12 protein-coding genes are annotated in these 12,610 nt (G+C 73.2%); 8 read left to right on the top strand and 4 right to left on the bottom strand.

Annotated elements, in window-relative coordinates; translation table 11 throughout:
- Positions 1 to 31 precede the first annotated feature (31 nt).
- Entirely contained in the window at positions 32 to 1,561 is a 1,530-nt protein-coding gene (locus tag ACFYZA_RS17770; RefSeq protein ID WP_388491366.1) for an alkaline phosphatase, read from the top strand.
- Positions 1,562 to 1,640: 79 nt separating this feature from the next.
- Complete coding sequence (locus tag ACFYZA_RS17765; RefSeq protein ID WP_388491364.1) at positions 1,641 to 2,159, top strand: hypothetical protein; 519 nt, start codon at positions 1,641 to 1,643, stop codon at positions 2,157 to 2,159.
- Positions 2,160 to 2,197: 38 nt separating this feature from the next.
- Here ACFYZA_RS17765 and ACFYZA_RS17760 read toward each other — a convergent pair whose 3' ends face one another.
- The 3 genes from ACFYZA_RS17760 to ACFYZA_RS17750 form a co-directional block, all read right to left on the bottom strand.
- Positions 2,198 to 3,289 carry a type III polyketide synthase gene (locus ACFYZA_RS17760; protein ID WP_382582450.1) on the bottom strand — a complete coding sequence of 364 codons (1,092 nt, stop codon included), beginning with the start codon at positions 3,287 to 3,289 and terminating at the stop codon, positions 2,198 to 2,200.
- A 29-nt stretch (positions 3,290 to 3,318) separates the two neighbouring features.
- Positions 3,319 to 4,524 (bottom strand): cytochrome P450, encoded by a 1,206-nt coding sequence (locus ACFYZA_RS17755; protein WP_388491361.1) that lies wholly within the window; start codon positions 4,522 to 4,524, stop codon positions 3,319 to 3,321.
- Between the two features lie 186 nt (positions 4,525 to 4,710).
- Positions 4,711 to 6,351 (bottom strand): IclR family transcriptional regulator C-terminal domain-containing protein, encoded by a 1,641-nt coding sequence (locus ACFYZA_RS17750; RefSeq protein ID WP_388491358.1) that lies wholly within the window; start codon positions 6,349 to 6,351, stop codon positions 4,711 to 4,713.
- Positions 6,352 to 6,544: 193 nt separating this feature from the next.
- Between ACFYZA_RS17750 and ACFYZA_RS17745 the strand changes: the two genes are divergently transcribed.
- The 6 genes from ACFYZA_RS17745 (at position 6,545) to ACFYZA_RS17720 (ending at position 12,018) form a co-directional block, all read left to right on the top strand.
- Positions 6,545 to 7,324 (top strand): CoA transferase subunit A, encoded by a 780-nt coding sequence (locus ACFYZA_RS17745; RefSeq protein ID WP_388491356.1) that lies wholly within the window; start codon positions 6,545 to 6,547, stop codon positions 7,322 to 7,324.
- A complete protein-coding gene (locus tag ACFYZA_RS17740; protein ID WP_382582438.1) occupies positions 7,321 to 8,019 on the top strand; it encodes a 3-oxoacid CoA-transferase subunit B in 699 nt (232 codons plus the stop codon). The genes ACFYZA_RS17745 and ACFYZA_RS17740 overlap by 4 nt, the downstream gene beginning before the upstream one ends.
- Entirely contained in the window at positions 8,003 to 8,725 is a 723-nt protein-coding gene (gene pcaH / locus ACFYZA_RS17735; RefSeq protein ID WP_382582435.1) for a protocatechuate 3,4-dioxygenase subunit beta, read from the top strand. Before ACFYZA_RS17740 ends, pcaH begins: the two co-directional genes overlap by 17 nt.
- A complete protein-coding gene (locus tag ACFYZA_RS17730) occupies positions 8,722 to 9,285 on the top strand; it encodes a protocatechuate 3,4-dioxygenase subunit alpha (RefSeq protein WP_388491354.1) in 564 nt (187 codons plus the stop codon). Before pcaH ends, ACFYZA_RS17730 begins: the two co-directional genes overlap by 4 nt.
- 299 nt (positions 9,286 to 9,584) lie before the next feature.
- Positions 9,585 to 10,730: an alpha/beta fold hydrolase gene (locus tag ACFYZA_RS17725; protein ID WP_388491353.1), complete on the top strand. Its 1,146-nt coding sequence runs from the start codon at positions 9,585 to 9,587 to the stop codon at positions 10,728 to 10,730.
- Between the two features lies 1 nt (position 10,731).
- Positions 10,732 to 12,018 carry a 4-hydroxybenzoate 3-monooxygenase gene (locus tag ACFYZA_RS17720; protein ID WP_388491352.1) on the top strand — a complete coding sequence of 429 codons (1,287 nt, stop codon included), beginning with the start codon at positions 10,732 to 10,734 and terminating at the stop codon, positions 12,016 to 12,018.
- On the opposite strand, the gene ACFYZA_RS17715 is transcribed toward ACFYZA_RS17720, so the two are convergent.
- Positions 11,973 to 12,512 carry a molybdopterin-dependent oxidoreductase gene (locus ACFYZA_RS17715; RefSeq protein ID WP_388491349.1) on the bottom strand — a complete coding sequence of 180 codons (540 nt, stop codon included), beginning with the start codon at positions 12,510 to 12,512 and terminating at the stop codon, positions 11,973 to 11,975. The genes ACFYZA_RS17720 and ACFYZA_RS17715 overlap by 46 nt on opposite strands.
- Positions 12,513 to 12,610 lie beyond the last annotated feature (98 nt).

The following is a 12,610-nucleotide window of genomic DNA, read 5'->3' as shown; positions in this document are numbered from 1 at the left end:
CCGTTCACATCCGACTCATAGCTTCACGGCCATGAGACAGAAGGCAATGAAGGTGCTCGCGGTCGTCGCGGCGGCCTCCGCGGTCGCCGCCGGCTCGGCCGTCACCGCCAACTCCCAGCCCCAGCACGGCAGTCACGGCGACCACGGCAACGGCCGCGAGATACGCAACGTCATCTACCTGCTCGGCGACGGCATGGGCCGCACCCACGTCACCGCGGGCCGCGAGCGCTTCTACGGCGCCCAGGGCAAGCTCAACATGGAGCGACTGCCCTACACCGGCGCGGTCGCCACGTACGCCGTCGAGAAGGGCAGCGACCAGCCCGCCCTGGTGACGGACTCGGCGAGCGCCGCCACCGCCTGGGCCTCGGGCGTCAAGACGTACAACGCCGCGATCGGCGTGGACAGTTACGAGAAGCGGCGCGTCACGCTGATGGAGCAGGCCAAGGCGGCCGGGTTCGCCACCGGCAACGTCTCGACCGCCGAGATCACCGACGCCACGCCCGCCGCCCAGTTCAGCCACGCGCTGCTGCGCGGCTGCCAGGGCCCGACGTACTCGGACGCGGCCTGCCTGCCGAAGAACGCGGACGGCAGCTACGAGAAGGCGCCCGCCGACAAGACGCTGATCACCCCGATCGCCGAGCAGATCGCCCGCAACGGCACCGCCGACGTGGTCCTCGGCGGCGGCCTCGCCCGCTTCGAGCCGGACGACCAGCAGGCGCTCCAGAAGCAGGGCTACCAGGTGCTCGGGTCCTTCGGCGACCCGAAGCTGCCCGCGCAGACCGCCGGTTCGCAGAAGGTCGCCACCAAGGCCGACCTCGACAAGGCGCGCGGCAAGAAGGTCGTCGGACTCTTCAACCGGGGCAACCTGACGGTCGAGCAGGCGAAGGCGGGCCTGCCCGCCGGCGCCCCGCAGAAGCAGGAGCCGACGCTCGCCGAGATGGCGAAGAAGTCGATCGACCTGCTCGACGGCCGCTCCAGGAAGGGCTTCTTCCTCCAGGTCGAGGGCGCCCAGATCGACAAGCGCTCGCACGCCAACGACGCGGCCCAGACGCTCGCCGAGGTCAAGGCGTTCGACGACGCGGTCAAGGCGGCCACCGACTTCGCGAAGCGGGACGGCCACACCCTGGTCGTCGTCACCGCCGACCACGAGTGCGCCGGCTTCAACATCATCGAGAAGGGCACCTACACCAACGCCGAGTCGGTGGCGCCCCCCGCGAACACGGACGCCGGCAACCCGGCCAACAACTCCCTTCCCTCGCGCGCCACTTCGGGCGCCAAGGACCCGGCCCGCTCGACCGGCATCGCCAACGGCGCGGGCGCGGGGGACGCGAAGAACTTCGCCCCGGCCACCTTCCGCACCCCCGACGACCCCAAGGGCGTCAAGGACGGCAGCCCCGAGGCGAGCCTGTGGCTGACGTACCTGTCGGGCAACCACACCGGCGCGGACGTGCCGATCTTCGCCTACGGCCCCGGCGCCGACCGCTTCGCGGCCAGCCAGCTCAACACCGACCTGTACGGGAAGATGTACGGCTCGCTGTTCGGCCGCGCCCCGCGCGCCTGACCACCCCGCCGCCCGCCGGTCGGGGGCCGGGGGCACTCGCCCCCGGCCCCCTCGTCCTACTCCGCAGGAGCCCCAGGCAATGAACCGCACAGCCGCCCCGGCCGTCCTGGCCGCCCTCGTCCTCGCCCTGGTGACCGCCTGCGGCGGGTCCGGCGGCGGCTCCGGCGAGCGGGCCGACGACGCCCCGAGCGCCGTCCCTTCGGTGACCTTCGCGGCGCCCCGGCAGGCCGCGGCCCCGGCCGCGTACCAGAAGCTGGCGAGCGGCGAAGTGCGCCTGGAACAGGGGCCGTTCACGGACCGCGTGAAGGTGACCGGAGGCGCCCTGGGCGCCGGGCCGATCGTCACCGGGCACCTCGCCGTCACCTCGGACGTCAGCGAGCTGATCGCCCTGGAACTGCGCGCCGCCTACTACGGCGCGGACGGCAAGCTGCTCGGCACCGGCTCGTTCCAGTACGCGGAGGAGGGCCACGACGAGCACAAGGGCGGCCACACCCCGGCCGCCGAGGGGGCCGGCATCGACTTCGAGATCAGGGCCAGGGGCCTGACCGGCACGCCGACCAGCGCGGTGCTCTCCATTCCCGTGCTGGTCAACGAGTAGCCGTGCCGGACCTCAACCAGTAGCGCCGCTGCGGTGGTTCAGGCCCGTGCGGCCAGCGCGGTGAGCTCCTCGTCCAGGTGCGGGCCCGCGTTCCAGCTGCCCACGCCGATCTCCGCGGTGATGCCGGGTCCGAAGCCGGCGATCAGGCCGCGGGCGCCGTCGGCCATGCCGCCCTCGTCGAAGAGCCGGGCGAGCGCGTCGAAGACCACCGAGCTCGCGATGTTGCCGCGCTCGGTGAGGGTGTCGCGGCTGAAGCGGAACATCTCCGGGCCGAGGTCCAGGAAGTGGCACAGGTCGTCGAGGATGCGCGGGCCGCCCGCGTGCACGATGTAGAAGTCGAGCGCGCCGACCTCCCAACTGTGCTGCGCCACCAGGGTCTTGAGGGCGGGGGCGAGCATTTCCATGGTGCCCGGGACCCGCTTGTCGAGCTGGAAGTGGAAGCCCGTCTCGCGCACGGCGTACGAGATCCAGTTCTCGGTGTCCGGCACCAGGTGCGAGCCGTTGCGCTCGATCCGCATGCCGACGCCGCCCTCGCCGCGTACCACCGCGGCCGAAAGGGCGTCTCCGAAAAGGCCGTTGGACAGCAGCGAGCCGACGCCGATGTCGGTGGGCTGGTAGAGCAGCGAGCAGAACTCGCACGACACGATCAGCACGTTGGAGCCCGGGTAGGCCGTGATGAAGTCGTGCGCGCGGTTGATCGCCGCGCCGCCCGCCGCGCAGCCGAGCTGGGCGATGGGCAGCTGTCTGGTGTCCGAGCGGAAGCCCAGCGTGTTGATCATCCAGGCGGTCAGCGAGGGCATCATGAAGCCCGTGCACGACACGTAGACGATCAGGTCGATGTCGGCGGGCTCGACCTCGGCGTTGGCGAGGGCGCGGCGCACCACTTCGGGCACCCGCCTCTTCGCCTCGGCCTCGTACACCTGGTTGCGGATCTCGAACCCGGGGTGGGCCAGGGTCTCTTCGATGGGCTGGACGAGGTGGCGGGTCTTGACGCCGGTGTTCTCGATGAGCCGGAGGACCAGATCGCGCTGCGGATGCCCGGCGTGGGTCTCGCGGGCGAGCGCCAGGGTCTGCTCCTGGGTGATGACGTGGTCGGGCACGGCGACCGCCGGTCGGCACAGGGTGGCCATTTAACTTCCCTTCGATGATGGGGTGTTGGTCACCAGGCGACCGGAAGGCTGAGCGGGTGGCGCCAGATGGAGTGGGTGTTCCACGGCACGTCGCCGGGGTCGCCGGCGAGCCGCAGACCCGGGAAGCGGGTCAGCAGGGAGGTGAACGCCACCTCCAGTTCCATCTGGGCGAGCGGGGCGCCGAGGCAGTGGTGGGCGCCCCAGCCGAACGTCATGTGCGGGACCGATCCCCGGTCGAGGTCGACCTCGTGGGGCCGGTCGAACTTGAGGGAGTCCCGGTTGGCGGTGAGGTAGGAGACGTGGACGACGTCCCCGGCCCGGATGAGCACCCCGCTCAGCTCGACGTCCTCGATGGCGACGCGCGGGATGCCGACGCCCTTGCGGAACGGGATGAAGCGGAGCAGCTCGTCGAGGACCGAGGGGAAGCGGTCCGGGCGCGCACGCACGGTATCGAGGATGTCCGGCCTGGTCAGGAGCGTGTACGCGATGTTCCCGAGCTCGTAGGTGGTGGTGTCCTGCCCGGTGATGAGCAGGACCATCGCCATGACGGCGAGTTCCTGGTCGTCGAGGAGTTCGTCGCCGTCGCGGGCGGTGGCGAGGGTGGAGATCAGGTCGTCGCCGGGGGACCGGCGGCGGGCCGCGGTGAGGTCGGTGAAGTAGGCGCGCAGCTCGGCCTTGGCGAGCACGGCCGCCTCGCGCCCGGCGGCGCCGATGTTCATCATGGTCAGCGCGTGGGCGCGCAGCCAGTCCCGCTCGCCGTCGGGGATGGCGAGCACCTCGCAGATCGTCACGAGGGGCAGCGGGGCCGCGACGTGCTCGACGAAGTCGGCGGGCGAGCCGTGCGCGGCCATGGTGGCGAGCAGTTCGTCGACCACCTTCTGGGTGCGCTCGCGCATCCGCGCCACGTGCTTGGGTGCGAAGCTCTTGGCGACGAGGCTGCGCAGCCGGCTGCTGGCCGGCGGGTCCATGAGGTTGATCGACTCGGCCTGCACGATGGGCTCGGGGGTCATCCGGGGAAAGTCGCGGCCGATGACGGCGCTCCGGCTGAACCTGCGGTCGGTGGTCACCGTCCGCACGTCCTCGTACCGGGTGACGAGCCAGGCCTCGCCCTCGCCGTACGCCATCCGGATCCGGGCGACCGGCTCCTCGGCCAGCATCCGCTGGAGCTGCGGGTCGAACTCGAGCGCGTCGGCGTAGTCGAAGGGGCAGCTCCACACGGCGTCTGTGGTCTCCACGTGGCGTACTCCGGTATGTCGGGGGACAGCTGGGCAGCGGACTTGCGCTGTATCCCCGAGCGGGGTCATGAACATGTCCGCCTTCCCCTGAATTAACCGATTAGAGGGAGAGCGCGGGGAGTCGAGGTGACAAACGCGCGCCGGTTCCGAACCCGGCGCTCCCGTGCTGGTGGGCGCGGGTGCCGGTCAGACGGCCGAGGACCGGCGGAAGCGGTTCACCACGTGCAGGTCGGCCTCGATGGCCGCGGCCGTGGCCCGCAGCTCGGGCAGCAGCTCGGCGCGGCACTGGGCCAGGGTGCGCCGCGTCGTGTGCATGGCCACGTTCACCGCGGCGACCGCCCGCCCCGCCGCGTCCCGCACCGGCACCGCGATCGAGCGCAGCCCCTCCTCCAGCTCCTCGTCGACCACCGCGTACCCCTGCCCGGCCACCTCGTCGAGGACGTCTGTCAGTACGGCTGGTGAGGTGACCGTGCGCGGTGTGAGCGCCGGCAGCGCCGTACGGCCGAGCCGTTCCGCGCGCTGAGGCGCGGGCAGATCCGCGAGCAGTACGCGGCCCATGGCGGTGGCGTACGCGGGGAAGCGGGTGCCCAGGGTGATGTTGACGCTCATGATCCGGGTGGTGGCGACCCGGGCCGTGTAGTGGATGGCGTCTCCATCGAGTACGGCGAGCGAGGCCGAGTCGTGCACGGTGCGCACCAGGGCGGCCAGGTGCGGCGCCGCGATGTCGGAGAGCGTCGTACGGGAGAGGGGCGGGCAGCCGAGCGCCAGGACGCGCGGGGTGAGCCGGAAGGCGCGGCCCTCGGCGGCGACCAGGCCCAGGTGGTGCAGGGTGATCAGGGCGCGCCGGGCGGTGGCGCGCGGCAGCCCGGTGGCCTCGGCGACGGCGCTGAGGGTCAGCTCGGCCCGCCCTGGCCCGAACGCGGTGATGACGGTGAGCCCGCGGGCCAGCGACTCGACGAACTCGGCGCCGAGCTCCTGCTTGGAGGTGGAGGTCCAGGCGGCGAGGGCGAGTTCGGGCGGGTGGGAGCCGGCCGGACCGGCCGCGCCGGGTGGACCCGCGAGCGCGGACTCCATGGCCGTGGCGGCCGCGCGCAGCCGGGGCAGGACGGCCTCGCGCAGCGATGTGGCGCTGTGGCGGCTGGTGTGGCTGACGACGCTGAGCGCGCAGAGCGGGAGGCCCGCCGGGTCGCGGAGCGGCACGGCCACCGCGACCAGGCCCGGCTCGATGAGCTGGTCGTCGACGGCCCAGCTCGCGGTACGGGCCCGGTCGACCCGCTCCTCGAAACGGCCGCCCGTACCCGGGGGCACGCCGGGGAAGCCGAGGCCCTCGGGGTCGGCGGCACGCCGCTCGCGCCAGGCGGCCCACTGCTCGGGCGTCCAGTGCGCGGCGAACAGGGGCCCCGGCGCGGTGCGTTCGGCGGGCAGGAGGTCGCCGATGCGGAAGGTCAGCGACATCGCGCGGCGCCGGGTGCTCTGGTGGACGAAGCGGATGCCGTCGCCGTCCGGTACCGCGAGCGACACCGACTCGTCCAGCTCTTCGGCGAGTTGGACGGCGAGCGGGCCGAGCAGCGCGGGCAGCCGCAGCGCGCCCAGGTAGGCGTTGGCGAGCTCCATGAGGCGCGGGGCGAGCGTCACGGCCGGCGCGTCCAGGCGTACGTAACCCATGCGGGCCAGGGTCGCAGCGACCCGGTCGACGGTGGAGCGGGCCAGGCCCGTCGCGCGGACCAGCTCGCCGAGACTGAGCCGCCCGTCCGCGTCGCTGAGCGCGCGCAGCACGGCGACCCCGCGCATCAGCGGGCCGACGGCTTCGGCGGGGGCGGTGCTCATCTGGCCTCCGGGGAGCGGCTGTTGAGGCGCGGAATAGGGGTGCGGGGTGTTGACGCGTGGGCCCGCAGAAAGCACACTCGGGGCCGACGCGATTCTGAACTCTAGTTCATCTGGCGAACAATTGGCGAGAGCCGTGGTCCGGCCCGGTCCCCGGGCCGGTGGGCACGGCAGCGAGAGCGGGTGTGAGCCGAGCATGGACAAAGTCGTACGGGCCCCGGCGGACGCGGTGGCCGACATCCCCGACGCGGCCTCCCTCGCGGTCGGCGGCTTCGGCCTCAGCGGGGTGCCGAACGTGCTGATAGCCGCCCTGTACGCGCGGGGCGCCACCGCGCTGAGCGTGGTCTCCAACAACTGCGGGGTGGACGGCGGCGGCCTCGGCGTCCTGCTCGCGGCCGGCCGCATCGCCCGCGTGACCGGCTCGTACATCGGCACCAACAAGGAGTTCGCCCGCCAGTACCTCGCCGGCGAACTGGAGGTGGAGCTGGTCCCGCAGGGCACACTCGCCGAGCGGCTGCGCGCCGGGGGCTGCGGCATCCCCGCGTTCTACACCCCGGCGGGCGTCGGCACCCAGGTCGCCGACGGCGGGCTACCCCTGCGGTACGGGCCGGGCGGCGAGGTGGCCGTGGCCTCACCGCCCAAGGAGGTGCGGGAGTTCGCCGGACGCGAGCACGTCCTGGAGCACGGCATCACCACGGACTTCGCCCTCGTACGGGCCTGGAAGGGCGACCGGCACGGCAACCTGGTCTTCCGGCGCGCCGCCCGCAACTTCAACCCGCTCGCGGCGATGGCGGGCCGGGTGACGCTGGCCGAGGTCGAACACCTCGTGGATCTCGGGGAGTTGGATCCGGACGCGGTGCACGTGCCGGGGATCTTCGTGCAGCGAGTCGTGCCGTTGACACCAACTCAGGCCGCGGACAAGGGTATTGAGAGGCGAACGGTGCGACGGAGCGGCGACGGGGAGGGTGCCCGGTGAACGGCTGGACGCGGGACGAGATGGCCGCGCGGGCAGCCGCCGAGCTCGCCGACGGAAGCTGTGTGAACCTCGGCATCGGCCTGCCCACCCTGGTTCCGGGCCATCTGCCACCGGGCGTGGACGTCGTGCTCCACTCGGAGAACGGCATTCTCGGCGTCGGACCGTACCCCTGGGAGTCCGACGTGGACCCGGACCTCGTCAACGCGGGCAAGGAGACGGTGACCGTGCTGCCGGGCGCCGCGTTCTTCGACTCCGCGCTGTCGTTCGGAATGATCCGCGGCGGCCACGTCGACACCGCGATCCTCGGCGCGATGCAGGTCTCGGCGGGCGGTGACCTCGCCAACTGGGCCGTCCCCGGGCGCCTGGTGAAGGGGATGGGCGGCGCGATGGACCTCGTGCACGGGGTGCGCAGGGTGCTGGTGCTGACCGAGCACACCGCGAAGGACGGCACCCCGAAACTCGTCGAGCACTGCACCCTGCCGCTCACCGGCCGGGCCTGTGTACACCGGGTCATCACCGACCTGGCCGTGCTCGACGTCCACCCCGAGGACGGCTTCGTCCTGGTCGAGACGGCGCCGGGAGTCGACGCGGAGGAGGTGCGCGCGCGGACGGGGGCGCGGGTGAGGGTGCGTACGGGGGAGCTGAGGCAAACCAGGGAGCGGGAGAGGTGGCAGGGCGATGACACTCATACGTGAGGAGACGGCCGGGGTGGCGGGCGAGCGGCCCGTGCTCCCGTACCGCAGCGGGGCGTTGCGCGTCCCGACGCGGGCGCCGCTGGCCGTGGGCGGTGGCGGCGGTGACCCCGAGGCGGTCGAACTCTACGGCCCCGTCTTCGGCGTCACCGAGGTGACGGAACTGGACGCGGACCTGACCCGGCAGCACGTGGGGGAGCCGCACGGCGAGCGCATCACCGTCTCCGGCCGGGTGCTCGACCGCTCGGGCCGGCCGGTCCGGGGCCAGCTCGTCGAGATCTGGCAGGCGAACGCCTCCGGCCGCTACGCCCACCAACGCGACCAGCACCCGGCGCCCCTCGACCCGAACTTCACCGGTACGGGCCGGTGCCTGACGGATGCCGAAGGGCGGTACGCGTTCACCACGGTCAGGCCGGGCGCCTACCCCTGGGGCAACCACGAGAACGCGTGGCGCCCGGCGCACATCCACTTCTCGCTCTTCGGCCGGGCCTTCACCCAGCGCCTGGTCACCCAGATGTACTTCCCCGGCGACCCGCTCCTGGCGTACGACCCGATCCTGCACACGGTCACGGACGAGGCGGACCGGGCCCGCTTGGCGGCGACGTACGACCCCCAACTGTCCGTAGCCGACTGGTCGTTGGGCTACCGCTGGGACATCGTGCTCGACGGCCCGGCCGCCACGCCGCCCGACCCGGAGGTGACCGCGTGACCCCGCCCCGCCCCACCCCCGCCCAGACCGTGGGTCCCTTCTACGGGTACGCCCTGCCCTTCCCGGGCGGCGGGGACCTCGTGCCGCCCGGCCATCCGGACGCGATCACGCTGCACGGGTACGTGTACGACGGGGCCGGCGAGCCGGTGCCGGACGCGCTCCTGGAGTTCTGGCAGGCCGCACCGGACGGCTCCCTCGCGGGCCGCCCCGGCTCGTGGCTGCGGAACCCGTCCGACGGCGGTTTCCTCCCCCGCGACGGGCTGACGTTCACGGGCTTCGGCCGCGTCCCGACGGACGCGGCCGGCCACTGGTCGCTGCGCACCCTGCCCCCGCCCCCGGCCGCCCCCTACCTCGCGATCTGCCTGTTCGCCCGGGGCCTGTCCCGGCACCTGTTCACGCGGGCGTACGTCGAAGGGCTGGGTGGGGAAGGGGAGTTGAAGGCCCTGGCGGGAGAGCGGGGCGGGACGCTGCTGGCGCGGGGGGAGGGGGTGGGGGTGTTCCGGTTCGACGTGCGGTTGCAGGGGGAGGGGGAAACGGCGTTCCTGACCTTCCCCGGCTGACCGTCCCCCTGGGGCTCCGCCCCAGACCCCGCACGCTGCGAGGCCGAAAGGGGGTTTAGGGGCGCGGGGCTGTGACATCTGCGCGGCTCCGCCGCGGTGGGCGCGACCGGGGGTCCCGCTCACCTACAGGGGCGCGGGGAACTGCGCGAACGGCCCCCACGGCCCGCAGCCGAGAACGGGTTTCAGGGGCGCGGGGAACTGCGCGAACGGCCCCCACCGCCCGCACGTGCCGAACCGCGTTCAACCCACCACTGCCTCAGCCCTCCCCGCCCAGAACTGAAACGGCCTCAAGGAACCTCATGTCGCGGCCCACCCTCGTCCTCGTCCCCTCCCTCGGTACGACCCAGTCGCTCTGGGAAGCCCAACTCCCCGCACTCCGCACCCGCTTCACGGTCATCCCCTGGGACCTCCCGGGCCACGGCGACGCCCCGGCAGCGGCACCGGCACCGGCACCGGCACCGGCAGCGGCCCCGACCCCGGCCCGCATCGAGACGCTGGGGGAGCTGCTGCTCGCGCGGCTCGACGCGCTCGGCGTCGGGCGGTTCGCCTTCGCCGGAGTCTCCCTCGGCGGGGCCGTCGGCGCGTGGCTGGCCGCGCGGCACCCCGAGCGCGTCGAATCCCTCGCCCTGCTCTGCACCTCCGCCCACTTCGGCCCGCCCGAACCCTGGGCCGAGCGGGCCGCCACCGTGCGGGCCGACGGGATCGGGGCGGTCGCCGACAGCGCCCCGAAGCGTTGGTTCACCCCCGCGTTCCCGCCCCCGGAACACCTCGTCGCCGCCCACCACCGCGTGGACCCGGAGGCGTACGCCGTCTGCTGCGAGATCCTCGCCGGGCTCGACCTGCGCCCCGAGCTCGCCCGCATCACCGCCCCCACCCTCGTGCTCGCGGGCCGGGACGACCTGGCCACCCCGCCCTCGCACGCCCGCGAACTCGCCGACGGCATCCACGACGCCCAGCTCGTCGAGCTGCCCCGCGCCGGCCACCTCGCCAACGTGGAGCGGCCCCGAGCCATGACCGACGCCCTGCTCCAGCACTTCGCGCGCACCCACCCCGAGCCGCCGCGCCAGGCCGGCGAGCGCGCCCGCCGCTCCGTACTCGGCGACGCCCACGTGGACCGGGCCCAGGCCCGTACGACCCCCTTCACCGCCCGCTTCCAGGACTTCATCACCCGCTACGCCTGGGGCGAGATCTGGGGCGGCGACACCCTGGACCGCAGGACCCGCAGCGTCATCACGCTCACCGCCCTCGTCGCGGGCGGCCACAAGGACGAGCTGGCCCTGCATGTGAAGGGCGCCCTCCGGGGCGGTCTCAGCCCGGACGAGATCGCCGCGATCCTGCTCCAGTGCGCCGTGTACTGCTCGGTCCCCGCCGCCAACTCCGCCTTCACCGTGGCGGAACGGGCGATCAGCGAGTACGAGGCACAGGCCGAGGGGGAGGACGCCTGACATGGCCGGCCGTGAGAAGCGCACCGCCCCCGCCCGCATCGCCCTCGCCCGCACCGCCCCCGCCCACACCACCGTCGGCATCATCGGCGCGGGCCCCGCAGGGCTCCTGCTCGCCCGGCTGCTCCACAACGCCGGGATCGACTGCGTGGTCCTGGAGAGCCGCGACCGCGCGTACATCGAGCGGCGCCAGCGCGCGGGCATCCTCGAACAGGGCACCGTCGACGTGCTGCGGGCCGCGGGCGTGGGCGAGCGCATGGACCGCGAGGGGCAGCCGCACGACGGCATCGAGCTCCGCTACGACCGCCGGTCCCACCGCATCGACTTCCGGTCCCTCACCGGCGGCCGCCGCGTGATGGTCTACGCCCAGACCGAGGTGGTCAAAGACCTGGTGGCCCGCCAGCTGGCCGACGGCCCCCCGCTGCTCTTCGAGGCGGAAGTGGAGGGGGTGGACGGGCTGGACGGCGTCCACGAGGGTGCCCGCGCCGTGATCCACTACCGCGCACCCGGTCACGGTCGGCCGCACCCCGCGACCCTCACCTGCGACTACGTCATCGGCTGCGACGGCTTCCACGGAGTGTCCCGCGCCGCCGTCCCCGCCGCGCTCCGCACCACGTACGAGCGGACGTACCCCTACTCCTGGCTCGGCATCCTGGCCCAAGCCCCGCCCGTGTACGAGGAGTTGATCTACGCGCACTCCTCCCGGGGGTTCGCCCTCGCCAGCATGCGGTCGGCGAGCGTCAGCCGGCTCTACCTCCAGGTGCCCAACGGAACCGACCCCGCCGACTGGCCCGACGCGCGCGTCTGGGACGAGCTGGACGCCCGCCTCGCCACCGACGCCGACCCCGGCTGGAAGCTGGAGCGCGGCCCCGTCACCGCGAAGTCGGTTCTGCCGATGCGGAGTTGGGTCATGGAGCCCATGCGGTACGGGCGTCTCCTGCTGGCCGGGGACGCCGCGCACATCGTGCCGCCGACCGGCGCCAAGGGGCTCAACCTGGCCGTCGCCGACGTCGTCGAGCTGTCCCGCGCGCTCGTCCAGCGGCATGTCACCGGCTCGACGGAGCGCCTCGACGCGTACTCCGGGACCTGTCTGCGCCGGGTGTGGCGGGCCGAGCACTTCTCGTACACGATGACCGAGCTGCTGCACGCGGATCCGGCGCGGTCCGCGTTCCACACCCGGCTGCAGCTGGCCCAGCTCGACCGCATCGCCCACTCTCGGCACGCCGCGGCCGAGCTCGCCGAGAACTACACGGGTCTGCCGATCGCCCCGCCGTCCCCGTACACGACCTGATCCGCCACCCGGTCGTCTCCGTGCCTGCCCTGATCCGCCGCCCCGCCGCACGCGCGCAGCCGCACCTGGGTGATCCCGCTGATGTAACGCGCCCCGCACCGGTCGGACGGCACCACCAACTGGGCTCCCACACCGTCCAGTTGGTGGCCGTCCAGGGTCGTGGCGAGCAGCACCGGCGAGTTGCCGAAGTCCTCGTCGATCTCGGCCCAGGACAGCACCGTCGCGTGGCCGTCCTCGCCGGTGACCTCCAGGAGGAAGCGGGAGCGGTCCTTGCGGCGGGCCGGGTCGAAGCCGGGCCCCGCCTCGGTGATCACCTCGCGCAGCAGGGGCCCCGTGAAGGTGTGGGCCCGCGGTCCGCTGGTCGCGCAGTCGAAGCTGACGGCCGCCGTCCGCTGCGGCCACCGCTCGCGCAGTTCGGCGACGCTCAGCTCGACGGGCCGGTCCACCGCACCCACTACCGCAATGTGCCGCTCGGCCACGCGTTTATGAGTCATGTACGAGATTATGGCTCGCATCTGCCGTTTTGCATCAGGGTGTGCGGAGCCTTGTTCCGGGCCCCTCGCACCCCGGACGACTCCCCGGGCCCGGGCAC

The sequence above is a fragment of the Streptomyces sp. NPDC001828 genome, from assembly GCF_042892175.1.
Classification (GTDB): Bacteria; Actinomycetota; Actinomycetes; order Streptomycetales; family Streptomycetaceae; genus Streptomyces.
The sequence above is the reverse complement of the archived record's forward strand: the minus strand, read 5'-3'. Positions and strand labels throughout refer to the sequence as shown.